We start from the raw sequence: 24,579 nt of genomic DNA on the forward strand, positions 1-24,579 counted from the left end.
TGCTCGCTACGGCCGCACAGTCTATCCAGCGCGGAACAAATGCTCGACCAGATAGTCGATGAACACCCGCAGGCGCGAGCTGGGTTGGCGGTTGCCCGGCCACAGCAGTGAGAACTGGCCCTGCTGGTGCGGCAGTGCCGGCAGCACGTCCAGCAGGCGGCCATCGGCCAGCGCGTCGGCCGCCAGGAAGTCCGGCATCCAGGCCGCGCCCATGCCGCCGATGGTGGCCGCCAATACCGCTTCCATGTTGTTGCAGGTCATGCCGGTGACCATCGCGGCGGCAGCGTCGCCGGCATGGCCGGGCAGCGTCCACGGTTGCAGCTTGCCGCTGCTGGGCACGCGGAAGCGCACCGCAGGCAGGTGCTGCAGGTCGGTCGGCTGCTGGGCAGCTGCGCGTGCCTGCAGCAACTGCGGCGATGCGCAGACGATGAAGTGGAAGCTGCCCAGCGTGCGTGCCATCAGGCTGGAATCGGCCAGCGCACCGCTGCGGATCACCGCATCCAGACCTTCGTCGACCACGTCCACCAGGCGGTCGCTGAAATCCAGTTCCAGCTGCACCTGCGGGTAGCGCTGCTGGAAGCCGGGCAGCACCGGCAGCAGGAAGCGATAGCCGATGGTCGGCAGGCCGATGCGCAGCAGGCCGCGCGGTGCGTGCTGGCGCTGGGCGAGATCGGCCTGCGCGTCGGCCAGTTCATCCAGCGCGCGTCGGCAGCGCTGCAGCAGCAGCTCGCCTTCGTCGGTCAGGTGCAGGCGCCGGGTGGTGCGATGGAACAGGCGGGTGCCCAGTTCCTGTTCCAGCCGGGCAATGCGCTTGCCCACCGCCGAAGCGGTCAGGCCCAGGGCGCGCGCGGCGCCAACGATGCTGCCGGCTTCGGCGGTGCGGACAAAGGCGAGCAGGGCGGAAATTGAGTCCATTTCAGGATGATTGCGGAATGATCGGCTGCAATCAACGTCCTTGCAGCGTGTTTTTCCCGTGGCGGCGGATGCCCATCATCACGGCCCTTCGAAGAAGGAGGACCGCATGGCTTCATGTTCCACCCAGGATGTTCCCGCTGCTGAAGGTCGTGGCGCGCTGCTGGCCGTGTGCCTGGCCGCGCTCGCGTTGCCGCTGGCGTTTTCCGCCGGTGCGGTGGTGGTGCCATCGCTGCAGTCCGGTCCTGACGATTCGCCGCTGGCACTGGCCTGGGTGACCAATGCCTTCATGCTGACCTTTGGCGGGCTGCTGCTGGCCGCCGGTGCGCTGGCGGATCGCTTCGGGCGGCGTCGTCTTTTCCTGGCCGGAACCGCGGGCTTTGCCCTGACCACCGCCGCGGTGTGCATGGCGCCCGATCTGCTGTGGCTGGACATCGCGCGTGGTCTGCAGGGCGTGGCGGCGGCCGCGCTGGCGGCGGGCACGGCCGCGCTGGCCGATGCGTGGCGCGGTCCCGGCCGTGCACGCGCCTTCGCCCTGCTGGGCACCACCTTCGGTGCCGGCCTGGCGCTGGGGCCGCTGCTGGCCGGTGCGCTGCTGCACCTGCTGGGCTGGCGCAGCGTGTTCGCCACCAGCGGTGTGCTGGCCCTGCTGGCCTGCCTGTTGGGTACGCGCGTGCTGCGCGAAAGCCACGGCGACCGCGTGCGGCTGGATGGGGTCGGCATGCTGCTCTTCAGCCTGATGTTGGCCAGCCTGACCCTGGCGCTGCTGTGGCTCGGCGAATACGGCAGCGGCGCGCCGTGCGTGTGGGGGGCGTTGGCGGCGTGCGCGCTGCTGGCGGTGCTGTTCGTGCGCCAGCAGCGGCGCCAGCGTTCGCCGCTGCTGGACCTGTCGCTGTTTTCGCAGCGCGCCTTCGTAGGCGTGCAGCTGCTGCCGGTCGCTACCTGTTTCGGCTACGTGGTGCTGCTGGTGTTGTTGCCACTGCAGCTGCTGGGCGTGCACGGGCAGGGCACGGGCATCGTCGGCCTGCAGATGCTGGCATTGTCGGCACCCCTGCTGGTGCTGCCGATGCTGGCCGCCCGCTGGGCACAGCATGTCGGCAGCACGCTGCTGTGCACGCTGGGGCTGCTGCTGTGCGCGCAGGGCCTGTGGTGGCTGTCGCGGCACGCTGCAACACCGGTGCCGATGCAGTGGATTGCGCCCTTGCTGTTGATCGGTGCGGGTGCGGCGCTGCCCTGGGGATTGATGGACGGTCTGTCGGTCAGCGTGGTACCGGTGCAGCGCGCCGGCATGGCGGCCGGCATGTTCGGCACCGTGCGGGTGGCCGGCGAGGGCATTGCGTTGGCTGCGGTCACCGCGCTGCTGGCCGGACTGATCGGCCGGCACCTGCCCAGCGCCTGGCCGGAAGCCACGGCGTCGGCAGCGATGTATCTGGCCAGTGGTGACCTGGAAGCCGCGCAGGCGTGGTTTCCACACGCCACCGTGACCGAGCTGCAGCAGGCCAGCGGCCAGGCACTGGCGATGCTGCTGCGGACGCTGTCGGGGCTGACGCTGGCGTGCGCACTGCTGTTGCAGATACTGCTGGGGCGCAGTGACGGCGTGCGCGGCCGCATGTCCGGCCACGCGTGAGCCCCCGCCGCTGTCATCGTGGTGTCGCCGGGGACTCACGCGGCCTATGCCGCAATGGGTCTAGGGTTGATCGTCCCCGTCCCCCACGGAGACCTGCCATGTGGCTGCTCGATCATCTCTGGCCCAGCCGCCGACCGCTGCCGACGCCGATGGCGGTAGATCCGCCCTTGCCGCCCCGTCGGCCCTGGCTCAAGCGTCCCGCACGGGCAGGGCGCAGTGGCATGGCGCCGTGGCAGAAGATTGGCCCGCCAGCGCGCCGAAGCCGTCACTGAGCCTCGGTGCCGGAGGTCCGGTCGGCCGGATGGTTCACGCCATCGTTTGTCGGAATCAACCCCAACGCGAAGGGATCAATGCCTTCCAGACAGGCCACGTTGTAGCCGAACTGGTCCGGGTTGGAACGGCGCCGGTGGTGGGTGTAGATGCCACACACGCCACAGAAGTAGTGCTCGGCCACGTGGGTGTTGAACTGGTACAGGCGCAGGTGGGCGTGCCCGCGCAGCACCTGCAGGCCCTGCCGGGTCACGCTGGCCACGATGGCGCCGCGGCGCCGGCACATGGAGCAGTCGCAGCGGCGTGGATCGACGATGCCCTCGGGCAGCTCCAGCTGGAGCTCGACCGTGCCGCAATGGCAGGTGGCGCGGTGCTGCGCCTGCACCGGAACCCCGGCGACCGATGTGATGCCCATGCATGCTCCCTGCACTGTGGTCAGGCCGCCAGTATGCGCTTGCTGAACGCGTTGTAGATGCCAGGGTCAGGTCGCTTGTGGCTAACTAGGCCGCCCCCGCAAGCGACAGGATGCCCGTGAGAGCCGCAGGACGTTGGATGACAGGATGTGCCATGGCGCTGCTGGCGCTGTGGGTGGCCGGCCTGCTGGCCTACCAGTTGCCCGGGCCGGGCTGGCTGTCGGCGGCCGTGGCCGTGCTGTGGCTGGCGCTGGCCGGCTTCACTGCCTGGCGGGTGGCACGGGGCCGCAGCCCGCGCCGCTGGACAGCCGCGGTGACCGCCTGCCTGGGTCTGGCCGGGCTGGGCTGGCTGCTGCTGACCCCGCGCCAGGACCGCGACTGGGCCGATGATGTGGCCCAGCGCCTGCACGTGGCCTCCTTCGACGGCCGCCATGTGGTGCTGGACAACGTGCGCGACTTCACCTGGCGCAGCGAAACCGACTACGACGCGCGCTGGGTGCAGCGCAGCTATGATCTGGACCAGCTGCGCTCGGCCGATCTGGTGCTGTCGTACTGGATGGGCCCGGCCATCGCTCACACGCTGGTGTCGTTCGGCTTCGACGATGGGCGCTACCTGGTGTTCTCGCTGGAAATCCGCAAGGAACGCGGCGAGGCGTTTTCGGCCATCGGCGGTTTCTTCCGCCGCTTTGAAATGACCCTGGTGGCGTCGGAGGAAACCGACATCCTGCGCACCCGCACCAATGCGCGCGGCGAGGATGTGTACCTGTACCGGCTGCACGGCATGGACCGCGTACAGCTGAAAACCCTGTTCGCCGCCTATCTGGACGAGGCGCGCAAACTGGATGAGAAGCCGGCCTTCTACAACACGCTGACCAGCAACTGCACCACCATCGTGTTCGACCTGGCCCGACATATCGCGCCGGGTCTGCCGCTGGACTACCGCCTGTTGTTGTCGGGCTACCTGGCTGAGTACGCGCAGCAGGTGGGCGCGTTGACCCCGGGCGTGCCCTTCAGCGAACTGCACGCGAAGGGGCGCATCACCCAGCGTGCGCTGCAGATGGCGCCGGGGCAGGACTTTTCCCGGGTGATCCGCCAGGGCGTGCCGGGTACCGGCCAGGACGAATAGCCATGAGCCTGCGCGCGATGATGGGCGTGGGCCGCCTGCTGCCGGCCGTGCTGGCCACGGTCCTGCTGCTGGGCAGCAGTGGCTGCGCGATGGTGACGGTGAAGCAGGTCGCGTCCAGCGACTCGCTGGTGAACAAGCGTTCGGATGTGCTGAACACCGGCAAGCTCAGCCCGGCTTCGCGAGAAACGCTGAGTGCGGCCGGTCTGGACGAAGCGCAGTGCGAAAAGGATTTCCTGGTCTGCCGCAGCACCTTGCTGATGACCGACGACCTGAACGTCGAGCAGCGGTTGTCCACGTTGTCCGAACTGTGGGTGAAGGCCGCGCTGGCGCTGACCCCGAAGAAGCACGTGCAGGGCGAACCGCCGATGAGCGATGCCGCGCTGGATGCCTGGCTGGAAGCGGCGCGCTACGGCTATGCCTATCTGTTCCACAGCGGTCGCTCGCCGTCGGATCGCGCGTTCGAGGATCGCCAGACCCAGGTGCGCGATTACTACAACTACGCCGCCGAGAAAGCGGCCGTGGTGCTGTTCACCCGTGCGCGCGCGGCGGCGCTGGCCGGCGAGGACTACACCCAGCCGTTGTCGGCCGGCAGTTGGACGCTGGCCTCGAACTATGGCCAGTTGCAGCTGAAGAGCATTCCCGCGCAGCTGGTGCCGGCCGGCTCGGTCAGCTTCGTCGGCCTGCGCAGCACCTACCGCCGTGATGGCTTCGGTGCCGAACTGGTGATGGTGATGGACCCGCCGAAGCTGGTGGCGCCGGTGATCGCCGGCGACGGCCCGAAGGTGCAGGGCAGCGACAGCGGCGCTGGAGCATCGACGCCCCGCCGCGGGCGCGATGCCGACGTGCCGGTGTTCAGCGAGATGTCGGCGATCAACGTGACCGCGCTGCTGCGCTTCCAGGGCGAAACGCTGGACGATGTGATGCGCACGCGGCGGGTGGAGCTGGATGCCTATTCGCCGGAAGCCACCGAACGCATCACCCTGCACGGCGAAAGCGTGCCGCTGGCCGGTAACTTCACCGCTGCCTATGGCCTGTGGCTGGCGCAGAGCGGCTTTGCCACGCAGTCGCTGCGTACCCTGTTCGGCCTGAGCGAAGGCATCGGCGAACCGCACATCTACCTGATGCAGCCGTGGGACCCGAACCGCCGCATCATCTTCATGCTGCACGGCCTGGCCAGCAGCCCGGAAGCCTGGGTGAACCTGGCCAACGAGATCATGGGCGACCCCGAGCTGCGCAGCCAGTTCCAGGTGTGGCAGGTCTACTACCCGACCAATGCGCCGATTGCACTGAACCGCTACGAGATCGCCACCGCATTCAACGATACGTTGAAGCATTTCGACCCGCAGGGCAGCGCGCCGGCGTCGAAGGACATGGTCTACATCGGCCACAGCATGGGCGGCGTGCTGGCGCGGCTGCTGGTCAGCGATTCCGGTGAAGTGCTGTGGGACGATCTGCTGGCCAGCTATGAACTGAAGGGCGAACGCCTCAAGCGCGTGCAGGCCAAGCTGGGCCCGCTGCTGCACTTCAAGGCGCAGCCCAATGTCGAGCGCGCGATCTTCATTGCCGCTCCCCACCAGGGCACCGATATTGCCGGCAACAAGCTGGGCCGGCTGATTGGCCGGCTGGTGCGGTTGCCGCTGACCATCCTGGGCAAGTTCGAAGACGTGTTCCTGGCCTTGGCGCAGGCCGAGCAGCAGGTCGATGGCACCGCCAAGCCGAAGATTCCCAACAGCATCGACAACCTGAAGGCCAGCGACCCGTTCGTGAAGGCCGCCGCGCACCTGCCGATCGAGGCGGGCCTGAAGTACCACTCGATCATTGCCCAGCGCAAACCGGAACTGCCGTTGCAGCAGTCCGACGATGGGCTGGTGCCCTACTGGAGCGCGCACCTGCCGGGCGCGCTGTCGGAAAAGGTGATCATTTCCGGCCACAGCGTGCAGGAAACACCGCAGGCGGTGCTGGAAGTGCGGCGCATCCTGCACCAGGACATCGATGACGTGGGGGCTGTTGTTCGACCTTGATTGTCGGGGTCAGAGCCGTTCTCTGCGAGAACGGATCCGACCCCGGGGTCGGATCCCTTTCCATGGGAAAGGGCTCTGACCCCAGGCGCGCCTACACCCGCCGCGCAACCACGGTAGCGAACACGGCCAGGCCGACGGTGATCGCCAGGCACAGCACATAGCCGGTGTGCGGCGCGCTTTCCACGAACAGGGCGAACAGGGCACCGGACACGGCCAGCGCCGTGGCCACGCACAGTGCTTCGCTCAACTGCAGCGCGGAACTGTTGCGGCCCTGTTCCTGCGGCGCTGACAGCGACAGGGTGAGCACCGACAGGCTGGCGTAGATCAGGCCCATGCCGAAACCGGTCAGGGCCCAGCCTGCCAGCGCCAGCAGCAGCGGCACCGCGTTGAACAGCACCGCCAGGGTGGCGGCGATGCCCACGCTCATCAGTACCGTGCCCACCCGCAGCAGGCGCTGGCGCGACCAGCCGCGCTGCTGGTGGCCCTGCAGCCACGAACCGGCGAACCAGCCCAGCGCACCCAGGCTGAGCACCGCACCGGCCCAACTGGGCGAGAGCCCGCGCTCGCGTTGCAGCAGCAGCGGCAGGTACGCCTCGCAGGCGAAGAAGGCCGATGCGGCGACGCCGCGCAGCGCGATCACGCTGGGCAGGCCGCGGCGCAGTGCCAGGGTGCCGTTGGGCAACAGCCTGCGCGCACACCACAGCAATGCGATCACCGCCACGATCATGCAGGCCGCGGCCACGCCGCCGTGCTGCTGGCCGCCCACGTACAACAACAGGGCAGCCAACGCCGCGCCGCCCGCCCAGCGCACGCGGTCGTCCGGCTGCTCCGCGGCCGCAGGGGCTGAAACGCGCGCCGGACCGGCCAGGGCCGGCCGCAGCATCAGCGCCGCCGGCACCGCCAGCAATGGCACCAGCAGGAATACCCAGCGCCAGCCCAGGTGCTGCACGATCAAGCCACTGATCGCCGGTCCCACCAGCGACGGCACGACCCAGCCGGCGGAAAACGCGGCGAACACTTTCGGCCGCAGCGTTTCGGAATAGTGGCGGCCGACCATCACATACAGCGCCACCGAGATGGCGCCGCTGCCCAGCCCCTGCAGCAGGCGGCCAGCCACCAGCATGCCCATGCGCGTGGCCAGCCCGGCCAGCAGCAGGCCCAGCAGGAAGCTGGCCAGGCCCCACCACAGTGGGCGGGCGGGGCCGTCGCGGTCGGCCCAGCGTCCGGCCACGGTCATGCCGACCACGCTGGTGGCCAGCGTTCCGCCAAAGGCCAGTGCATACAGGCGCAGGCCGTCCAGCGCCTCGGCCACGGTGGGCATGGCCGCTGCCACGGCCAGCGCCTCGAAGGCCAGCAATGCAACCAGTACCACCATGCCCACGGTGGTGGCGCGGTGGGCAGGGGACAGAATGGAATCGGCCACGGGCGCTTGCGCCGTGGCCGCAGGGGAGTTGGTGTTCATCGGCAAACGATAGCAGTGCGGCGCTTGTGTTCACGCTGCGGAAGCGCCAGCATCGCACCTGAACCAAGGTTGAGGTCAAGCGATGGCGGAATCGGAACTGGCGGTGGGCGAGGTGGCGCGACGCAGCGGCGTGGCGGTGTCGGCGCTGCACTTCTACGAGCGCAAGGGGCTGATCAGCAGCCTGCGCACCGCGGGCAACCAGCGCCGCTACGCGCGTGATGTGCTGCGCCGGCTGGCGGTCATTCGCGTGGCGCAGCGGGTGGGCATGCCGTTGGAAGCGGTGGCGCGCGCGTTCGAGACCCTGCCGCAGGGGCGCGCGCCGACCAAGGCCGATTGGGCGCGACTGTCGGCGCGCTGGCAGCAGGAGCTGGAAGAACGCATCCACATGTTGCAGCTGCTGCGCGATGAACTGACCGGCTGCATCGGCTGCGGTTGCCTGTCGTTGAAGCGCTGCCGGCTGGCCAACCCGGACGATGTGCTGGGCCAGCGCGGCGATGGCCCCATGCGCTGGGGCTGATCCGTTGCTGGCAGCGCCTACCAGACGGTGAGCGTCTCGCCGCTCTGGATGCCTTCCACCGCGCGCTGGAAGGCCAGCGCGGCGCGCTGCGCGGTCACCGCTTCAAAGCCCGGGAAATACGGCCCGTAGGCCTCCATCGATTCCACCAGCACGTTCGGGCTGACCACGTTGATGCGCAGCCCGCGTGGCAGCAGTTCCAGTGCGGCCGCACGCACGAAGCCTTCCAGCGCCTGGTTCACCGCGGTCGCGTTGGCGCCGTCGCGGATCGGCTGCGCGCTGACAATGCCGCTGGTCAGGGTGATCGAGCCGCCTGCAGGCAGGTGATGCTGGGCGGCCAAGGCCAACCGCACCTGGCCCAGCAGCTTGTCCTGCAGGCCGCTGTTGAACTGGGCGGCGGTCATGCTCTGCAGTGGGCCGAAGTGCAGCTTGCCGGCGGTGGAGATCACCGCATCCAGCGGGCCGCTCTGCGCGAACAGCTCGGCCACGCTGCGGTCATCGGTCAGGTCCACGCGCAGGCTGCCGCTGTTGCGGCCGGCGGTGATGATCTGGTGCTGCTGGCCCAGGTGGCGGGCGACGGCCTGGCCCAGCGCACCGCTGGCACCGACGAGCAGGATCTTCATGGCGACTCCAAGGCGAAGAGGTGAGGCGGCCAGTCTGCGCCGGGTACCAAGGGTTTGGTAAGGTGGAAAAGGTTCGCTGATTGCTAATCAGGAGTTTGCAATGGATCTGTTGCGCTGCATGCAGGCGTTCGTGGCCGTGGCCGACCATGGCAGCTTTTCCGCCGCCGCCGAACACCTGCAGGTCTCGGCGGTGATGGTGGGCAAGTACATCCAGCAGCTGGAGGCACACCTGGGCAGCGCGCTGCTGCAGCGGAACACCCGCCGCCAGCGGCTGACCGACGCCGGCGTTACCTATCTGGCCGCTTGCCGGCAGGTGCAGGAGCAGGTGCTGCAGGCCGAGGCCGACGTGGCGGGCCTGCAGCGGCAGCCACGTGGCCTGCTGCGCATCAGCGCGCCCACCACCTGGGGCAGCTGCGTGCTGGCGCCGCTGCTGGCCGGGTTGCTGCGCGCACAGCCGGAACTGAACATCGAGCTGGACCTGAGCAACCGCCGCGTGGACCTGATCGAAGACGGCTTCGATGCGGCGATCCGGGTCGGCCCGCTGCCCTCACAGGAACTGGTGGCGCGCCCGCTGCCACCGTATGCGATGAGCCTGTGCGCGGCACCGGCCTATCTGCGCCGTCGCGGCACACCGCGCACGCCGGCCGATCTGGCCGGGCATGACTGCCTGAGCCACCTGGCCTGGCGCGGCGGCCATGGCTGGCAGCTGGCCAACGGCGAACAGGTGGACTGGGAAGCGCGCTTGAGCAGCAATGATGGCCTGGCCTTGCGCGAGGCCGCAGTGGCCGGCGCGGGCCTGGTCCTGCAGCCGACGGCGCTGCTGGCTGCGGAGATCGCCGCGGGGCGGCTGAAGCCGGTGCTGCGCGACTATCTTCCCGAGCCACGGCCGATGCACCTGATCTATCTGCCCGACCGCAGGCCCAGGCCGCGATTGCAGTGCTTCGTGGAGTACGTGATGGAACAGCTGGGGTAGTTCAGGGTCAGGGGTCAGAGCCCTTTGCTGGCGCAAAGGGATCTGACCCCACATCCACGCACCTTGGGCTCAATCGTTGGCGGCAGACAATTCCTGCCCACGTTGCTGTGCGGCGCGCAGTGCCTTGCCGACCAGCCGTTCAAACCCATCGGCCTGGAAGCTTTCGATCGCGGCCTGGGTGGTGCCGTTGGGCGAGGTGACCCGGCGCCGCAGTTCGGCCGGGCTCTCGCCGGCTTCGTCCAGCATGCGCGAGGCGCCCAGCAGGGTCTGCACCACCAGCGTGCGCGCGGCTTCGGCTGGCAGGCCCTGGGCAATACCGGCCGCTTCCATCGCTTCTGCAAGCAGGAACACATAGGCCGGGCCGCTGCCGGAGACGGCGGTGACCGAATCCATCAGCGCTTCATCGTCGATCCACACCGTGCGCCCGGCGCTGGCCAGGACCTGGTCGGCCTGGGCCTGCTGCTGCGCGCTGACCGCGGCGGTGGCAAACAGCCCCGTCACGCCGGCGCCGAGCAGGGCAGGGGTGTTGGGCATTGCGCGCACCACCGGCAGGGCGCCGCCCAGCCAGCGCTGCAGCTGCGTGCTGGTGATGCCGGCGGCGATCGATACGACCAGTGGTTGTTGCTGCTGTGCCAGCGCCTGCAGGCTCTGGCAGACCCCGCGCAGTACCTGCGGCTTCACCGCCAGCAGCCACACGCTGCCCTGTGCGGCCGCATCGGCGGCGTTGTCGTGGGTCTGCACGCCGAAATCATCGGCCAGCGCCTGACGCAGTTCAGCCACCGGTTCGGCCACGTGAATGAGCGCAGGTGCCGTGCCCTGGCGGATCAGCCCGGCGATCAGGCTGCGCGCCATGTTGCCGCCGCCGATGAAGGTGATGGATGCCGCTGCCATGGAACAGTTCTCCTTGCGAATCAGGCCGGGCGCGGACGCGCGCCGAACAGGGCGGTGCCGATGCGCACCAGGGTGGCGCCTTCGGCGATGGCTTCGGCGTAGTCGCCGCTCATGCCCATCGACAGGGTGTCCACGTGCGGGTGGCCGGCGGCCAGTGTCTCGAAAAGTGTGCGCATGCGCACGAAAGCTTCACGGCGGCGCGCGGCGTCGGGCCACGGCGCAGGGATCGCCATCAGGCCACGCAGGCGCAGCGACGGTTCGGCGGCGATGGCCTGGGCCAGCGCATCCACCTGCTGCGGGCTGCAGCCATGCTTGCTGCCTTCATCGTCGATGTTGACCTGGATGAGCACGTTCAGCGGCTCGCGCCCGGCCGGCCGATGGCGGGCCAGCGCGGTCACCAGCTTGGCCCGGTCCACGCTCTGCACCCAGTCGAAATGCGCCGCCACGGCCTCGGCCTTGTTCGACTGCAGGTGGCCGATCAGGTGCCATTCCAGCCGCAGGTCCTGCAGCGCCTGCATCTTGGCCAGGGCTTCCTGCACGTAGTTCTCGCCGAAGGCCTGCTGGCCCTGTGCGGCCAGCGCGGCCACGGCCTGCGCCGGCTGGGTCTTGGAAACGGCCAGCAGGCGCGGCGGTGGCCGCCCGGCGGCCTCGGCGGCGTTGTGCAGGTTGCTCAGGATTTCGGGCAGGGGAGTGGGCACGTAACGCGTTCCGGTGTGACAGGAGGCTATACTGCCGCCCGGGGAAAGATCCTTCCAGTCGTAGCCGTTATTGGGGAGTAGCCGCTCATGGATATCGCCGAACTGTTGGCGTTTTCCGTAAAGAACAAAGCGTCCGACCTGCACCTGTCCGCAGGCCTGCCGCCGATGATCCGCGTGGACGGCGATGTTCGCCGGATCAACATTCCAGCCCTGGACCACAAGCAGGTCCATGCGCTGGTGTACGACATCATGTCCGACAAGCAGCGCCGCGATTACGAGGAATTCCTCGAGGTGGACTTCTCCTTCGAGATTCCGTCGCTGGCGCGCTTCCGTGTCAATGCCTTCAACCAGAACCGTGGTGCCGGTGCGGTGTTCCGTACCATTCCCTCGGAAGTGCTGACCCTGGAAGACCTGGCCTGCCCGCCGCTGTTCCGCGAAGTGATCCAGCAGCCGCAGGGCCTGATCCTGGTGACCGGGCCGACTGGTTCGGGCAAGTCGACCACGCTGGCGGCGATGATCGACCACATCAACAAGAACGAATACGGCCATATCCTCACCGTCGAGGATCCGATCGAATTCGTGCACACCTCGCAGAAGTGCCTGATCAACCAGCGCGAAGTGCACCGCGATACGCATGGCTTCAACGAAGCACTGCGCTCGGCGCTGCGTGAAGATCCGGACATCATCCTGGTGGGCGAACTTCGCGACCTGGAAACCATCCGCCTGGCGCTGACCGCTGCGGAAACCGGCCACCTGGTGTTCGGCACGCTGCATACCAGTTCGGCGGCCAAGACCATCGACCGTATCATCGACGTGTTCCCGGCCGGCGAAAAGCCGATGGTGCGCTCGATGCTGTCCGAGTCGCTGCGCGCGGTCATTTCGCAGGCGCTGCTGAAGAAAGTGGGCGGTGGCCGTACCGCGGCGTGGGAAATCATGGTCGGCACCCCGGCCATCCGCAACCTGATCCGCGAGGACAAGGTCGCGCAGATGTACTCGGCCATCCAGACCGGCCAGCAGTACGGCATGATGACCCTGGACCAGCATCTGCAGGACCTGGTCAAGCGCAGCCTGATCACCCGCAACCAGGCGCGCGAGTACGCCAAGGACAAGCGTCTGTTCGAGTAAGGACGGCTTCGGCGCGGCGGCCCGCACAGGCGGGGCCGCCGCATTGACGTTCCGCCATCGACCGATCTCTGGCACATGCCCATTGGGAGCCCGCCATGAACAGCACCGCCAGCACCATCGATTTCACTTCGTTCCTCAAGCTGATGGCGCACCAGCGCGCCTCCGACCTGTTCATCACCGCCGGCATGCCGCCGGCAATCAAGGTGAACGGCAAGATCTCGCCCATCACCCAGACACCGCTGACCCCGCAGCAGAGCCGCGACCTGGTGCTGAACGTGATGACGCCGGCGCAGCGCGAGGAGTTCGAAAAGACTCACGAATGCAACTTCGCCATCGGCCTGGCCGGAGTGGGGCGCTTCCGTGTGAGCTGCTTCTACCAGCGCAACCAGGTGGGCATGGTGCTGCGTCGCATCGAGACGCGCATTCCCACCGTGGAAGAACTGAGCCTGCCGCCGATCATCAAGACGCTGGCGATGACCAAGCGCGGCATCATCCTGTTCGTGGGCGCCACCGGTACCGGTAAATCCACCTCGCTGGCAGCGATGATCGGCTACCGCAACCAGAACTCCACCGGCCACATCATCACCATCGAAGACCCGATCGAATTCGTGCACAAGCACGAAGGCTGCATCATCACCCAGCGCGAAGTGGGCATCGATACCGACAGCTGGGAAGCGGCGCTGAAGAACACCCTGCGCCAGGCGCCGGACGTGATCATGATCGGCGAAGTGCGCACCCGCGAAGGCATGGACCACGCCATTGCCTTCGCCGAAACCGGCCACCTGGTGCTGTGCACCCTGCACGCCAACAACGCCAACCAGGCGATGGACCGCATCATCAACTTCTTCCCGGAAGACCGCCGCAACCAGTTGCTGATGGACCTGTCGCTGAACCTGAAGGGCGTGGTTGCGCAGCAGCTGGTGCCATCGCCGGACGGTCGCTCGCGCAAGGTCGCCATGGAAATCCTGCTGGGCACGCCGCTGGTGCAGGACTACATCCGCGATGGCGAGATCCACAAGCTGAAGGAGCTGATGAAGGAATCGGTCCAGCTGGGCATGAAGACCTTCGACCAGAGTCTGTTCGAGCTGTACCAGGCCGGCGAGATCAGCTACGAGGACGCACTGCGCTACGCCGACTCGCAGAACGAAGTACGCCTGCGCATCAAGCTGAGCCAGGGCGGCGACGCACGCACGCTGTCGCAGGGTCTGGACGGGGTGGAGATTTCCGAGGTTCGTTGAGCGCCAAGCGCGTAGAGTCGAGCTTGCTCGACTGATGTTCGGCGCAGTCGAGCAAGCTAGACTCTACCGGGGCGGGCAGTCGAGCAAGCTCGACTCTACCGGGGGGTTCTGCGATAGTCGCGCCGTCACCGCGTTCGCGGGACAGGGGGAGCCGGCACCGCGCCGGCGCGACAACAACAGGTTTGCACATGGAATTGCACGACCCGTACCGTGCGCCGGCGGCTGCGCCTGCGCGCCCGCCGGTGCTGCCGGCCACGCCGGCGCCCGCGCCGACGCCGCTGGCCAGTCAGACCGCGTCCACCGCGGCGGTCTACTATTCGCCGCCCACCATGAAGATCGTCGCACTGTCCCTGTCCACCCTGGGCGTGTACCCGATGTACTGGTTCTGGCGGAACTGGCGGGCGATCAAGCGCGAGAGCGGGGGCGAACAATGGCCCTGGGCACGCGCGCTGTTCTCACCGATCTGGGCGTACTTCTGCTTCCGCGAACTGCAGGCCGTGGCCGAGAACCGGCGGCGCATCCTGGCGTTCACCCCGGGCATGCTGACGGTGTTCTACATCCTGCTGTGCCTGGTTGGCCAGGTACGCGGCGGGGTAGGGCTGCTCTCGGTGCTGGCGTTCATGCCATTGCTGCCGATCAACAGCCTGCTGCGCCGCTACCACCAGGATGAGCGGGTGGACATGCAGCAGATGGACCGCTTCGGCGGCTGGCATATCCTGCTGCTGATCGTTGGCGGCAGCGTGCTGCTGCTGGCACTGGTGTTCGGGGTGATGCTGGCCGGTCGTCGGTTCTGATACCGATTGATGAATTCCAGTCATGACTGACTGCCATCCAGGCCGTTCAATCCGACGGCCTGGCAGGCGTATCGTCGTCGTTCCCCCTTTCAGAGACACGACGATGCAGACACGTGAACTCGGCCGCAGTGGATTGAAGGTTTCCACGCTGGGCCTGGGCTGCATGGGCCTGAGCCACAGCTACGGCACACCTGTTGCGCAGGAGCAGGGCATTGCCCTGCTGCACGCGGCGGTCGAACGCGGCGTGACCTTCTTCGATACCGCCGAAGTGTATGGTCCGTACACCAACGAAGAGCTGGTCGGGCAGGCGCTGGCGCCGTACCGCGACCAGCTGGTGATCGCCACCAAGTTCGGCTTCAAACAGGCGCGCACCGATACCGGCCTGGACAGCCGCCCGGAGAACATCCGTGCGGTGGCCGAAGCCAGCCTGAAGCGCCTGCGCACCGATCGCATCGACCTGTTCTACCAGCACCGCGTGGACCCGAACGTGCCGATCGAGGACGTGGCCGGTACCGTGGGCGAGCTGATTGCCGAAGGCAAGGTGCTGCACTTCGGCCTGTCCGAAGCCAGCGCGGCCACCGTGCGCCGTGCGCACGCGGTGCAGCCGGTGGCGGCGGTGCAGAGCGAGTACTCGCTGTGGTGGCGTGAACCCGAGCATGAGCTGCTGCCCACGCTGCAGGAACTGGGCATCGGCTTCGTGCCGTTCAGCCCGCTCGGCCGTGGTTTCCTGACCGGTGCGATCACCGCCGACACCACCTTCGCCGAGAACGACTTCCGCAACACGGTGCCGCGTTTCGAGGTGGAAGCGCGCCGTGCGAACCAGGCCCTGGTGGACCGCATCAGCACCCTGGCCGCGGCCCGTGGGGCAACTCCGGCGCAGGTGGCGCTGGCCTGGTTGCTGGCGCAGGCACCGTGGATCGTGCCGATTCCCGGCACCACCAAGGTGCACCGCCTGGAAGAGAACCTGGCCGCTGCGGACCTGCAGTTGTCGCCGCAGGAACTGCAGCACATCGCCCAGGTACTGGACGAAGTGGCGATCGTCGGCGAGCGCTACAACGCGCAGCGCGCGGCACAGGCCAAGGGCTGACCTGATCTGCGGTGGATGCGGACCGGTGGTCGTCGGTGCGGACAGTTGGTGGTGGGTGCGGACCGTTGGTCCGCACTCCTTGGCCGTTCACCCCATCGGCCCGCGCAGCGCGTCCAGCACGGTGCGCATGGCCACGCTGACATGGCGGCGTGACGGGTAGTAGGCGTAATAGCCGTCGAACGTGGGGCACCAGTCATCCAGCGTCGACTGCAGGCGTCCGTCGTCCAGCATGGCCTGCACCTGGTCTTCGGGCAGCCAGGCCAGGCCGCTGCCGGCCAGCGCGGCGGTGCGGGTCATGCCCATGGTGTTGAAGGTCCATTGCCCGGACACCCGCACGCTGAGCTCGCCGCCGTCGCGGCCGAAATCCCAGGGCATCAGACCGCCATGGGTGGGCAGGCGCAGGGTGATGCAGTTGTGCGCGGCCAGATCGTGGGGGTGCACCGGCGCCACGTGCTGGCGGAAGTACGCCGGTGCGCCGACCACGCGCATGCGCAGCGGTGGGCTGATCGGCACGGCGACCATGTCGCGGGCCAGGCGTTCACCCAGCCGGATGCCGATGTCGTAGCGCTCGGCGACGATGTCGGCCAGGCCGTAATCGGTGGTCAGTTCGACGTTCAGGTCCGGGTGCTGCTGCAGCAGCGGCGCCAGCCGGGGCCAGGCCAGGTATTCGGCGGCGTGGCCGGTGGCGTTGATGCGGATGGTGCCGGCCGGGCGTTCGCGGTACTGGGCCAGGGCGGCCAGTTCATCTTCGATTTCCGCCAGCCGTGGGGCCAGTGACTGCAGCAGGCGCGCACCGGCTTCGGTGGTGGACACGCTGCGGGTGGTGCGGGTGAGCAGGCGCACGCCCAGGCGTTCTTCCAGCCCGCGCATGGCATGGCTCAGTGCGGACTGGGACACGCCCAGCTGTGCGGCGGCGCGGGTGAAGCTGCCCTCGCGGGCGACGTGGACGAAGGCCTGCAGGTCATTGAGGTTTTCACGGGGCATGAGGGGATGATACGGCCGGGCTGCGCCCGGCACCTGCCGAAGCAACGTCAACGTCAACGTCAACGTCAAAAGCGGGCTATCCGTGGGCGGGCGGGGTGGCTCAGGTTGCGGGGGACGGCGCAAGTACGTCCATGTAGCCTCGGTCGCGCCATCCATGGCGCTCACGCCCCCGCAACCTGAGCCACCCCGCCTTCGACAGTTTCCCGCGGTCTGTCGGAACGGCATCGGGGTCGGATCCCGTTGCTGCGCAACGGGCTCCGATCCCTTGGTAGTGGGGTTGTCGATTTGTGGCGGTGTGGTTCGTCTAATGAATGACGTTCAACAGGAGCTGCACATGAGTACTGACACCCCGCGGAAAGGCCCGGCCTCGTATTTCCCTTCCATCGAGAAAACCTACGGCCAACCCGTGGCGCACTGGCTGGGCCTGCTGGCCAAGCAGCCGGGCCTGAAGCACATGGAACTGGTCAGCTACCTGAAGGCCGAGCACGGCATGGGCCACGGCCACGCCAACGCCCTGGTCGCCCACCATCTCAAAGCCGCGCGCTGACCCCCGCTCCCGAGCGAAGCGACCCGCCTTTGCTCTTTCTTTTTTCTTTCACGTGGCTGGACGCACCCGGAAATTGTCAGAGGCCGGGCGGGATGGGTTCGCGGGGGTGTCCGCGGCATGGATGCCGCGGCCAAGCCCCCATGGGTGAGGGCGCTTTGCTTGCGAAGCACTGCTTCGCAAGCGCCCGAACGCACAGCCGCCAGCGGCTGGGCTGGACCCCGGAGGGGGGTTTACGGCGTCCCCCGCGGCCCCACCCCGCCCGGCCAAACGCGGCTGTTGCTGCCAATGCGGCCAGCCACGAGGGGCTGCGCCGTTCGCCGGCCACCCAACTGAATCGATTTCATCTGCAACTGTCATCGGGATCGTGTCTAATACGCGTCCCCACTGCTGCACCCCACACCCATGTCCCTGCATTCCCATGGCCCCGCGCCGTGCGACGACGCTGACGGCCACCTGGTCACCGCCGGTCCGCTGACCCCGCCGCCCGACAGCGCCGGCACCCCGGCCGACGACAAAGCACTTCGCCATTCCGTCGCCGAAGACGTGCAGGGCATGGTGCTGGCCATGCTGGTGGCCTCGCTGGGCCTGGCCATCTTCGCCAAGGGCGGGCTGATGATCGGCGGCATGGCCGGGGCAGCCTTCCTGCTGCACTACGCCATGGGCTGGAACTTCGGCCTGGTGTTCGTGCTGGTGAACCTGCCGTTCTACTGGGTGGCCGTGCGCCGCATGGGCTGGGAATTCACCCTGAAAACCTTCGCCGCAGTCACTGCCTGTGGCGTGCTGACCGACATCCTGCCGCGCTGGGCCGATTTCTCGCACATGGCACCGCTGTATTCGGCGCTGGTGGGCGGCGCGCTGTCCGGCCTGGGCATCCTGTTCTTCATCCGCCACCGGGCCAGCCTGGGCGGCATCGGCATCCTGGCGGTATACCTGCAGCGCACCCGCGGCTGGAGTGCCGGCAAGGTGCAGATGTCCTTCGATGCCTGCCTGATGGTGGCCGCGTTCTTCGTGCTGTCGCCGTCGAAGGTGATGTACTCGGCCATTGGTGCGGTGGTGCTCAGCCTGGTGCTGATGTTCAACCACCGCCCCGGCCGTTACATGGGCGTGTGACCGCACATACCACGTTCGCCGGGCATGGCCCGGCGCTACCGGAACCGCCGCGCGTTCGCCGGGCATGGCGTGGCGTTACCGGGACCGCCTCGTGGTAGCGCCGGGCCATGCCCGGCGGATCTGCATCAGCGGCCGGCCGCCTGCAGCCACGGCGGGGCCAGCTTCACCAGCCGCGCATGCACCGGGCAATCCTCGGCATGCGCACCGGGCAGGTAGCCCAGGCTCATCAGGAATTCGCCGGTGATCTCGCCGCCGGTGAAGCGGAACGTCTTCTTGAACAGCTTCACCCAGTCGGCCTTGCTGCGCGGGTGGTGCGCATCCAGCCACGCGGCGAAGCTGCCATGCTGCGCGCGCAGCTGCTGGATCACCTGCGCGTTGTGGATCGCGGCCAGCACTTTCAGCCGGTTGCGGATGATGCCGGTGTCCGACAGCAGGCGTTCGATGTCCTGCTCGGCATAGGCCGCCACGCGGTCCACGTCGAAGCCATCGTAGGCCGCACGGAAGCCCTCGCGCTTCTTCAGGATGGTTTCCCAGCTCAGCCCGGCCTGGTTGATCTCCAGCACCAGGCGTTCGAACAGTTCGCGTTCGTCGCGCTGCGGGAAGCCGTATTCATGGGCGTGGTAGTAATCGTGCACCGGATGGCCCGGGGCGATGAGGCAGTATCCGCTCATTTGCTGCGCCTTTTACCGAAGTCGTTGTTGTACTGCAGGGTGGTCGTCTGGTCATCCAGCAGGAACTCCGGCCAGCGGCTGTCCCGCAGCTGCAGACGGCCTTCACGCAGCGCCTGGTTGGCGGCCTCTGCGCCGAAGCGGATCTGCCCCACGTCCGTCCATTGTCCCTCGTCCAGGGTGTGCAGGTCGCACTGCGGACCCCATGCCCTTCGGATCTGGCACAGCAGCACGTCCGGCTGGCCGTCGCCGTCCAGATCGCGCTGCAGGGCAATGCAGCCCTCGTTGCTGGACAGGCACTCGGTGCTGTCCAGGTCATCCAGCACCGCCTGCCACCAGCTGTCTGGCGGCGATGTGCTGCCCTTGGCCAGGTGGATGCGCGCCTTCAGCGTGGCCAGATCGTGGACGCCTGCGTCCGCCAGGCTCTCCAGGCGATAGCCGTGCACCTTCTTGCCGCTCAGTTGCTGGGCAATGATGCTCGAGGCGCGGCGGTCGGCCTGGATGGCGGGGTCCTGCTGCAGCCTCCGCAGCGCTTCCACGCCCCTACGTCCACTGTGTTCGCGCAGGTAGTTGACGTCGCGCACCACTAGTTGCGCGGGGTTGCTGCGCAGCCGCTCGGCCAGACTGGCCGCGGCGATGCGCGCCGGGTCCAGTACCGGGGAATTGCCCAGTACCGCCACAGCGATCACCACCCAGCTCATCACCCGGTTCACCGGTTCCACGCCCTGCAGCCAGCGCTGCCCGGGCCGGACCACGGCCAGCGCGTAGCCCAGCGCGTAGCCGGCGGTGATCAGCGCGGCGGCCGTGGCCCAGAAACGATCAATGGTCCAGCCGTACTGGCCGATGCGCAGCGCCAGTGCGTACAACGCCAGTCCGGCGTAGATCGGCAACGTCAGCAGGCTGGCTTCCACCGCACGCCGCAGCAGGCGCGGGTAGGGCAGTTCACTGTCGCTGCGCTGGTACACGGCATTGACCAGGCAGATCAGCAGCAGCGCCAGGGTCAGCAGCTCCTTGGCTGGCGAACGGTGCCCTGCGCTGCTCATCAGCCCGGTGAAGGGCAGCGATACCACGAACAGCACGGCGATGAAGGCCAGCAATGGCAGCAACGCGCGGCAGATCGCGAACAGCACCTGGCGGGTGATCTGGATGGCGCGGTGCTGGGTGCGTCCGATCAGGACACCGAACCCGGCCAGGGTGCCGGTGGCCAGTGCCACGAAAGCGCGCTCGGCGAACAGTTGCTCGAAGAAGGTCACCCCTACCAGCGTGAACAGGGCGGCCCACAACCACAGCAGCATCCAGCCCAGGCCGGTGAACACCGCCGCCTGCAGCAGCACCAGCCCGTTCTGCCAGGCACGCTCGAACAGGGCGGCGTGGTCGGCGCGCCAGGACCCGTGCTGCAGCCGGAACTGCCACCAGGGCAGGGCCACGAAGGTCGCCACCGCCAGGCCCAATGCCAGCGGATCACGCAGCGCGGAAATCCAGATGCCTTCCATGCCGCGCAGGTTCCAGCCCACCCAGCCGGCCAGCGCCACCACCAGCAGCGATGCCAAGGCGGCATGCAGCCACAGCCGGCGGTCCTTCAGGTCGACCAGGGTCAGGCCGAGCGCCGTGGGCACCGTCAGCACCCAGGCATTCCAGCCGTAGCGGCAGGCAATATCCTGGAAGGGCGTGGTGTCGTTCAGTTCCTGCGCGGCGTACAGCGCCAGACCCTGAAGCAGTGCGATCAATACGATCATGCTGCGCGTCGGCCACGCCAGTGGTGCGTCCTGTTGCATGGGGTTTCCTCCCTGGATGCGGCCATCCTAGACCATGCCTTCGCGCCCGCGTGCGGCCCCAGCGGGTAGAATGGCCGCCATGCCTGTAACGCCTACTTCCCTTGCCGACCACCTGCTCGTCGCGCTGCCGGCGCTGACCGACGCCACCTTCGCCCGTACCGTCGCCCTGATCTGCCAGCACGACGAGAACGGCGCCATGGGCGTGCTGGTCAACCAGCCGTCGGAGTACACGCTGGGCGAGGTGCTGGCGCAGATGGACATCGCCACCGGCGATGGCGAGCTGCAGGCGCGCATGGTGCTCAACGGTGGGCCGGTACACCCTGAACGCGGTTTCGTCATTCACGACGATGCCCGCGCCTGGGATTCCAGCCTGGCAGTGGGCAACGGTCTGTTCCTGACCACCTCGCGCGACATCCTGGAAGCCATGGCCCGCGGCGAAGGCCCGGCCAATGCACTGGTCACCCTGGGCTGCGCCGGCTGGGGGGCAGGGCAGCTGGAAAGCGAACTGGCCGAGAACAGCTGGCTGACCGTGCCGGCCGATGCCGACGTGGTGTTCCAGCTGCCGCTGGAACAGCGCTGGCAGGGCGCGGCGGCGCGTATCGGCGTGGACCTGTTCCGCCTGACCGACTACAGCGGCCATGTCTGAGCCGGCCGTGATCCGCCGAGATGGCACCGTGCTCGGCTTCGATGTCGGCTCGCGACGGATTGGCGTGGCCATCGGCAGCGCGTTCGCCGCGCATGCTCGTGCGGTGGCCGTGGTCGATGTGCACGGCAACGGCCCGGACTGGGCCGCCGTGGAGCGCCTGATCAAGGAATGGAAGCCCGACGGCCTGGTGGTGGGCGATCCGCTCACCCTGGATGGCCAGGACCAACCCAACCGCAAGCGCGCGCAGGGCTTCGCCCGCCAGCTGCGGGAACGTTTCAAGCTGCCGGTGGTGATGATCGACGAGCGATCCAGCTCGGTCGAAGCCGCCCGCCGTTTCGCCGTCGAGCGCGCCGAAGGGCGCAAGCGCCGCCGTGATGCGGCCGCGCTGGATGCCGTGGCTGCGGCGGTGATCATCGACCGCTGGCTGTCGTCCCCCGACGACGCCATCCCCATTCCCTGACTGCACGACGCCTGCCATGACCGCCCAGCAACTCGATGCCTCCGGCCGCCTGCGCCACCTGTTGACCCTTGAAGGCCTTCCCCGCGAAACCTTGGTGCAGCTGCTCGACCGCGCGGGCCAGATCCGCGATGCGGCCGTTGGCCGGGTTGGCAACAAGCGGCAGGTGCTGGCCGGTTCGGCGGTCTGCACGCTGTTCTTCGAACCGTCCACCCGCACCCGCAGTTCGTTCCAGCTGGCGGCCCAGCGCCTGGGCGCCGACGTGCTGAATTTCGATGCCTCCACCTCTTCCACGCGCAAGGGCGAGACCGCCTGCGACACATTGAAGAACCTGGAAGCGATGGGCGTGCGCGGCTTCGTGGTGCGCCACCCCGACGATGGCGCGGTGGCCGCACTGGCCGCCGCGGCCGGCGAGGGCACCGCACTGGTGAACGCCGGCGATGGCCGCAGCTCGCACCCGACCCAGGGTCTGCTGGACATGCTGACCCTGCGCCAGGCCAAGGGCCCGGACTTCTCGAAGCTGAAGGTGGTGATCGTCGGCGACGTGAAGCACTCGCGCGTGGCCCGTACCGACCTGCATGCGCTGCGCACGCTGGGCGTGGGCGAGATCCGCGTGTGCGGCCCCCAGTCGCTGCTGCCGGACGATGAAACCCTGAAGGGCTGCGTGGTCGGCGACGACTTCGACGCCATGCTGGAAGGCGCCGATGCGCTGATGATGCTGCGCCTGCAGCGCGAGCGCATGGAAGAAGGCCTGGTGCCGTCGCTGGAGCAGTATCACGCCCAGTACGGCCTGACCGCCGCACGCCTGGCCCGCGCCGGCAAGGACGCCGCCGTGCTGCACCCGGGCCCGATCAACCGCGGCGTGGAAGTGACCGACGAAGTGGCCGACGGCCCGCAGTCGTGGGTGCTGCGCCAGGTCGCCAACGGCGTGGCCGTACGCATGGCCGTGCTGGAAACCCTGCTGGGTTGATAGCGGTATTGGTGGGCACACACCCCGCTTTGGTAGGTGCCAACCTTGGTTGGCACACGCCCCGCACTGGTAGGTGCCAACCTTGGTTGGCACACGCAGCGTTTTGGTAGGTGCCAACCTTGGTTGGCACTATTTGTCAGTGCCAGTGGTTCCCAGACAACCACTTGGCGATTCCAGCTCCCATTCGCACCACGCGTGTCGATATTGCCCGACCTGTGCCGCCAACCCAGCCCTGATCGGGTTACCCATCAGATACATCGCATGCCGGTACAGCGATTCATCAGATCGAATCGCGTGATCGTGATAGCCGCCCTGCCAAAAGCGCCCGATTCGTCCTAAGGATCGATTCACCTGTTGTGCCGTGCGCGACTTGAATCGCTTCATCACCGTTTCAAGTGTTCCTGCGCGCAGTTCGACCAGCCAATGAATGTGGTCGGGCATGACCACGTAGGCAATGGAACGGGTGAAGCCTTCCTGATCGAGGCGCTGGAATTCGCGGACCGCCAGCTCCGCAGCAGCATCGCTGGCAAGCAATGGAGCGCGGCCATGCACAACGGTGGTGAGGATGTAGCTGAGGCCGATGCTGGAATGACGGCCGAGCAGAAGTCGAGGGCTGTTCATGGAAGCAAGCATGGGCGGGCCTGCCTGCGGTGAATATCGGGGAATGACTTGGCTTCGGGTAAGCGTGTGCCAATCAAGGTTGGCACCTACCAGAGCGGTGCGTGTGCCAACCAAGGTTGGCACCTACCAGGGCGGTGCGTGTGCCAACCAAGGTTGGCACCTGCCGGAGCGTCAGCGCTTCTGCGCGAACAGCCAGGCCCACATGGCGGGGTCGGCGTAGGTGGCGTCCCAGGCGTTGTGGTTGCCGTCGGGGTATTCGGTGTAGCGCACGTCGCGCGCGCCGGCGGCCTGGAAGGCGGCGTGCAGTCTGCGGTCGTCGGCCGGGGGCACGACGTCGTCCAGCGCGCCGTGGAAGATCCAGATCGGCGTGCGCTGCAGGCGCTGGGCGATGGCCGCGTAGGGATCGGCTTCGTGTGCGACCTGTTCGACGAACAGGGTCGGGCGCACCGCGCGCGGGGCCAGCACGGCGCCACACACCGGCACGATGGCGGCGAAGCGCTGCGGGTCGTCCAGGGCGATGTTCCAGCTGCCGTAGCCGCCCATCGACATGCCGGTGAGGTACTGGCGCGCGGGATCGGCGCCGAACTCGGCCACGGTTGCATCCAGTGCGGCGATGGCGACGCGGTTGTTGTGGCCGCTCCATTCCTGGTCGCCGGGCACCTGCGGGAACACGGCCAGCGCCGGGAAATCCGCCGCATGGCGGCGCAGATGCGGGCCCAGCCCGGCGTGGGTCGGCTTCACCCCGTCGCCGCCGCGTTCGCCCGAGCCGTGCAGGAACAGCACCACCGGCAGCGGGCCGGCGGCACGCGCGCGGTCGGTGGGAATGAAGACCTGGTAGTAGGCGGTCTGCCCGTCCACCTTCACCGCGCGCGATTCAAAATGCCCGCGCGCGCTGTCCGGTGTGCTGGCACAGGCGCCCAGCATCAGTACGGCCAGCAGCGGCAGCCAGCGCAGGAACGGACGAGCCATGACGTTTCCCCAAGGTTTGGAAGCGTTTTCATGGTAGTCGGCCGCCCAGCGCCGGGCA

25 protein-coding genes are annotated in these 24,579 nt (G+C 68.0%); 14 read left to right on the plus strand and 11 right to left on the minus strand.

Features of this window, described 5'->3' with window-relative positions; genetic code table 11:
* Positions 1–21 precede the first annotated feature (21 nt).
* Positions 22–915 (minus strand): LysR family transcriptional regulator, encoded by an 894-nt coding sequence (locus C1930_RS05230; protein WP_108771234.1) that lies wholly within the window; start codon positions 913–915, stop codon positions 22–24.
* 106 nt (positions 916–1,021) lie between these two features.
* On the opposite strand from C1930_RS05230, the gene C1930_RS05235 reads away from it, so the two are divergent.
* A complete protein-coding gene (locus tag C1930_RS05235) occupies positions 1,022–2,539 on the plus strand; it encodes an MFS transporter (RefSeq protein WP_108771235.1) in 1,518 nt (505 codons plus the stop codon).
* 265 nt (positions 2,540–2,804) lie between these two features.
* Here the strand turns inward: C1930_RS05235 and C1930_RS05240 are convergent, their stop codons facing one another.
* Positions 2,805–3,224 carry a GFA family protein gene (locus C1930_RS05240; RefSeq protein ID WP_108755569.1) on the minus strand — a complete coding sequence of 140 codons (420 nt, stop codon included), beginning with the start codon at positions 3,222–3,224 and terminating at the stop codon, positions 2,805–2,807.
* A 152-nt stretch (positions 3,225–3,376) separates the two neighbouring features.
* Here C1930_RS05240 and C1930_RS05245 point away from each other — a divergent pair, with 152 nt between their 5' ends.
* Both C1930_RS05245 and C1930_RS05250 read left to right on the plus strand, forming a co-directional pair.
* A complete protein-coding gene (locus C1930_RS05245) occupies positions 3,377–4,348 on the plus strand; it encodes a DUF4105 domain-containing protein (RefSeq protein WP_108771236.1) in 972 nt (323 codons plus the stop codon).
* A gap of 2 nt (positions 4,349–4,350) precedes the next feature.
* Entirely contained in the window at positions 4,351–6,369 is a 2,019-nt protein-coding gene (locus C1930_RS05250; RefSeq protein WP_108755571.1) for a hypothetical protein, read from the plus strand.
* A 91-nt stretch (positions 6,370–6,460) separates the two neighbouring features.
* Here C1930_RS05250 and C1930_RS05255 read toward each other — a convergent pair whose 3' ends face one another.
* Positions 6,461–7,831 carry an MFS transporter gene (locus tag C1930_RS05255; protein WP_108771237.1) on the minus strand — a complete coding sequence of 457 codons (1,371 nt, stop codon included), beginning with the start codon at positions 7,829–7,831 and terminating at the stop codon, positions 6,461–6,463.
* 82 nt (positions 7,832–7,913) lie between these two features.
* Between C1930_RS05255 and soxR the strand changes: the two genes are divergently transcribed.
* Complete coding sequence (soxR, locus tag C1930_RS05260) at positions 7,914–8,348, plus strand: redox-sensitive transcriptional activator SoxR (protein WP_108748775.1); 435 nt, start codon at positions 7,914–7,916, stop codon at positions 8,346–8,348.
* A gap of 17 nt (positions 8,349–8,365) precedes the next feature.
* Here soxR and C1930_RS05265 read toward each other — a convergent pair whose 3' ends face one another.
* Positions 8,366–8,968, minus strand: a complete 603-nt coding sequence (locus C1930_RS05265; RefSeq protein WP_108771238.1) for a short chain dehydrogenase — start codon at positions 8,966–8,968, stop codon at positions 8,366–8,368.
* Positions 8,969–9,068: 100 nt separating this feature from the next.
* Here C1930_RS05265 and C1930_RS05270 point away from each other — a divergent pair, with 100 nt between their 5' ends.
* Entirely contained in the window at positions 9,069–9,941 is an 873-nt protein-coding gene (locus C1930_RS05270; RefSeq protein WP_108752363.1) for a LysR family transcriptional regulator, read from the plus strand.
* A 69-nt stretch (positions 9,942–10,010) separates the two neighbouring features.
* Here the strand turns inward: C1930_RS05270 and proC are convergent, their stop codons facing one another.
* Positions 10,011–10,832 carry a pyrroline-5-carboxylate reductase gene (gene proC, locus C1930_RS05275; RefSeq protein WP_108771239.1) on the minus strand — a complete coding sequence of 274 codons (822 nt, stop codon included), beginning with the start codon at positions 10,830–10,832 and terminating at the stop codon, positions 10,011–10,013.
* 20 nt (positions 10,833–10,852) lie between these two features.
* Positions 10,853–11,530, minus strand: a complete 678-nt coding sequence (locus tag C1930_RS05280; protein WP_108761398.1) for a YggS family pyridoxal phosphate-dependent enzyme — start codon at positions 11,528–11,530, stop codon at positions 10,853–10,855.
* An 87-nt stretch (positions 11,531–11,617) separates the two neighbouring features.
* Here C1930_RS05280 and C1930_RS05285 point away from each other — a divergent pair, with 87 nt between their 5' ends.
* From C1930_RS05285 to C1930_RS05300, 4 genes are all read left to right on the plus strand, one after another.
* Positions 11,618–12,655, plus strand: a complete 1,038-nt coding sequence (locus tag C1930_RS05285; RefSeq protein ID WP_108748780.1) for a type IV pilus twitching motility protein PilT — start codon at positions 11,618–11,620, stop codon at positions 12,653–12,655.
* A 95-nt stretch (positions 12,656–12,750) separates the two neighbouring features.
* Entirely contained in the window at positions 12,751–13,893 is a 1,143-nt protein-coding gene (locus C1930_RS05290) for a PilT/PilU family type 4a pilus ATPase (RefSeq protein WP_108748781.1), read from the plus strand.
* A 188-nt stretch (positions 13,894–14,081) separates the two neighbouring features.
* Entirely contained in the window at positions 14,082–14,687 is a 606-nt protein-coding gene (locus tag C1930_RS05295; RefSeq protein ID WP_108771240.1) for a hypothetical protein, read from the plus strand.
* Positions 14,688–14,790: 103 nt separating this feature from the next.
* On the plus strand, positions 14,791–15,774 hold the full coding sequence (locus C1930_RS05300; RefSeq protein WP_108771241.1) for an aldo/keto reductase: 984 nt from the start codon (positions 14,791–14,793) through the stop codon (positions 15,772–15,774).
* Positions 15,775–15,861: 87 nt separating this feature from the next.
* Here C1930_RS05300 and C1930_RS05305 read toward each other — a convergent pair whose 3' ends face one another.
* Positions 15,862–16,758 carry a LysR family transcriptional regulator gene (locus C1930_RS05305; protein WP_108748785.1) on the minus strand — a complete coding sequence of 299 codons (897 nt, stop codon included), beginning with the start codon at positions 16,756–16,758 and terminating at the stop codon, positions 15,862–15,864.
* Between the two features lie 334 nt (positions 16,759–17,092).
* Here C1930_RS05305 and C1930_RS05310 point away from each other — a divergent pair, with 334 nt between their 5' ends.
* The gene (locus C1930_RS05310; RefSeq protein ID WP_108755578.1) at positions 17,093–17,305 is read left to right on the plus strand and encodes a DUF4287 domain-containing protein; all 213 of its coding nucleotides are present in this window, start codon (positions 17,093–17,095) and stop codon (positions 17,303–17,305) included.
* A gap of 402 nt (positions 17,306–17,707) precedes the next feature.
* The gene (locus C1930_RS05315) at positions 17,708–18,415 is read left to right on the plus strand and encodes a YitT family protein (RefSeq protein ID WP_108748787.1); all 708 of its coding nucleotides are present in this window, start codon (positions 17,708–17,710) and stop codon (positions 18,413–18,415) included.
* 125 nt (positions 18,416–18,540) lie between these two features.
* Here C1930_RS05315 and C1930_RS05320 read toward each other — a convergent pair whose 3' ends face one another.
* Together C1930_RS05320 and C1930_RS05325 are read right to left on the minus strand one after the other, a co-directional pair.
* Positions 18,541–19,086: a DNA-3-methyladenine glycosylase I gene (locus tag C1930_RS05320; protein ID WP_108755579.1), complete on the minus strand. Its 546-nt coding sequence runs from the start codon at positions 19,084–19,086 to the stop codon at positions 18,541–18,543.
* Entirely contained in the window at positions 19,083–20,819 is a 1,737-nt protein-coding gene (locus tag C1930_RS05325; protein WP_234412740.1) for a DUF4153 domain-containing protein, read from the minus strand. The genes C1930_RS05320 and C1930_RS05325 overlap by 4 nt, the downstream gene beginning before the upstream one ends.
* Before the next feature lie 118 nt (positions 20,820–20,937).
* Here C1930_RS05325 and C1930_RS05330 point away from each other — a divergent pair, with 118 nt between their 5' ends.
* Genes C1930_RS05330 through C1930_RS05340 form a run of 3 tightly spaced genes read left to right on the plus strand, consistent with a single transcriptional unit; the run spans position 20,938 to position 22,931 of the window.
* Positions 20,938–21,504: a YqgE/AlgH family protein gene (locus C1930_RS05330; protein ID WP_108772539.1), complete on the plus strand. Its 567-nt coding sequence runs from the start codon at positions 20,938–20,940 to the stop codon at positions 21,502–21,504.
* Positions 21,497–21,964 carry a Holliday junction resolvase RuvX gene (gene ruvX, locus C1930_RS05335; protein ID WP_108748791.1) on the plus strand — a complete coding sequence of 156 codons (468 nt, stop codon included), beginning with the start codon at positions 21,497–21,499 and terminating at the stop codon, positions 21,962–21,964. The genes C1930_RS05330 and ruvX overlap by 8 nt, the downstream gene beginning before the upstream one ends.
* Before the next feature lie 16 nt (positions 21,965–21,980).
* Complete coding sequence (locus C1930_RS05340; RefSeq protein ID WP_108752372.1) at positions 21,981–22,931, plus strand: aspartate carbamoyltransferase catalytic subunit; 951 nt, start codon at positions 21,981–21,983, stop codon at positions 22,929–22,931.
* A gap of 129 nt (positions 22,932–23,060) precedes the next feature.
* Here C1930_RS05340 and C1930_RS05345 read toward each other — a convergent pair whose 3' ends face one another.
* Together C1930_RS05345 and C1930_RS05350 are read right to left on the minus strand one after the other, a co-directional pair.
* Complete coding sequence (locus C1930_RS05345) at positions 23,061–23,552, minus strand: transposase (protein WP_108772540.1); 492 nt, start codon at positions 23,550–23,552, stop codon at positions 23,061–23,063.
* 171 nt (positions 23,553–23,723) lie between these two features.
* Entirely contained in the window at positions 23,724–24,521 is a 798-nt protein-coding gene (locus tag C1930_RS05350) for a prolyl oligopeptidase family serine peptidase (protein ID WP_108771243.1), read from the minus strand.
* Between the last annotated feature and the right edge of the window lie 58 nt (positions 24,522–24,579).

The organism is Stenotrophomonas sp. SAU14A_NAIMI4_8 (genome assembly GCF_003086695.1).
Taxonomy (GTDB): domain Bacteria; phylum Pseudomonadota; class Gammaproteobacteria; order Xanthomonadales; family Xanthomonadaceae; genus Stenotrophomonas.

Coding starts and splice junctions, on each gene's coding strand:
- C1930_RS05230 (WP_108771234.1), bottom strand. CDS start 915: ATGGACTCAATTTCCGCCCTGCTCGCCTTTGTCCGCACCGCCGAAGCC.
- C1930_RS05235 (WP_108771235.1), top strand. CDS start 1,022: ATGGCTTCATGTTCCACCCAGGATGTTCCCGCTGCTGAAGGTCGTGGC.
- C1930_RS05240 (WP_108755569.1), bottom strand. CDS start 3,224: ATGGGCATCACATCGGTCGCCGGGGTTCCGGTGCAGGCGCAGCACCGC.
- C1930_RS05245 (WP_108771236.1), top strand. CDS start 3,377: ATGGCGCTGCTGGCGCTGTGGGTGGCCGGCCTGCTGGCCTACCAGTTG.
- C1930_RS05250 (WP_108755571.1), top strand. CDS start 4,351: ATGAGCCTGCGCGCGATGATGGGCGTGGGCCGCCTGCTGCCGGCCGTG.
- C1930_RS05255 (WP_108771237.1), bottom strand. CDS start 7,831: ATGAACACCAACTCCCCTGCGGCCACGGCGCAAGCGCCCGTGGCCGAT.
- soxR (WP_108748775.1), top strand. CDS start 7,914: ATGGCGGAATCGGAACTGGCGGTGGGCGAGGTGGCGCGACGCAGCGGC.
- C1930_RS05265 (WP_108771238.1), bottom strand. CDS start 8,968: ATGAAGATCCTGCTCGTCGGTGCCAGCGGTGCGCTGGGCCAGGCCGTC.
- C1930_RS05270 (WP_108752363.1), top strand. CDS start 9,069: ATGGATCTGTTGCGCTGCATGCAGGCGTTCGTGGCCGTGGCCGACCAT.
- proC (WP_108771239.1), bottom strand. CDS start 10,832: ATGGCAGCGGCATCCATCACCTTCATCGGCGGCGGCAACATGGCGCGC.
- C1930_RS05285 (WP_108748780.1), top strand. CDS start 11,618: ATGGATATCGCCGAACTGTTGGCGTTTTCCGTAAAGAACAAAGCGTCC.
- C1930_RS05290 (WP_108748781.1), top strand. CDS start 12,751: ATGAACAGCACCGCCAGCACCATCGATTTCACTTCGTTCCTCAAGCTG.
- C1930_RS05295 (WP_108771240.1), top strand. CDS start 14,082: ATGGAATTGCACGACCCGTACCGTGCGCCGGCGGCTGCGCCTGCGCGC.
- C1930_RS05300 (WP_108771241.1), top strand. CDS start 14,791: ATGCAGACACGTGAACTCGGCCGCAGTGGATTGAAGGTTTCCACGCTG.
- C1930_RS05305 (WP_108748785.1), bottom strand. CDS start 16,758: ATGCCCCGTGAAAACCTCAATGACCTGCAGGCCTTCGTCCACGTCGCC.
- C1930_RS05310 (WP_108755578.1), top strand. CDS start 17,093: ATGAGTACTGACACCCCGCGGAAAGGCCCGGCCTCGTATTTCCCTTCC.
- C1930_RS05315 (WP_108748787.1), top strand. CDS start 17,708: ATGTCCCTGCATTCCCATGGCCCCGCGCCGTGCGACGACGCTGACGGC.
- C1930_RS05320 (WP_108755579.1), bottom strand. CDS start 19,086: ATGAGCGGATACTGCCTCATCGCCCCGGGCCATCCGGTGCACGATTAC.
- C1930_RS05325 (WP_234412740.1), bottom strand. CDS start 20,819: ATGATCGTATTGATCGCACTGCTTCAGGGTCTGGCGCTGTACGCCGCG.
- C1930_RS05330 (WP_108772539.1), top strand. CDS start 20,938: ATGCCTGTAACGCCTACTTCCCTTGCCGACCACCTGCTCGTCGCGCTG.
- ruvX (WP_108748791.1), top strand. CDS start 21,497: ATGTCTGAGCCGGCCGTGATCCGCCGAGATGGCACCGTGCTCGGCTTC.
- C1930_RS05340 (WP_108752372.1), top strand. CDS start 21,981: ATGACCGCCCAGCAACTCGATGCCTCCGGCCGCCTGCGCCACCTGTTG.
- C1930_RS05345 (WP_108772540.1), bottom strand. CDS start 23,552: ATGAACAGCCCTCGACTTCTGCTCGGCCGTCATTCCAGCATCGGCCTC.
- C1930_RS05350 (WP_108771243.1), bottom strand. CDS start 24,521: ATGGCTCGTCCGTTCCTGCGCTGGCTGCCGCTGCTGGCCGTACTGATG.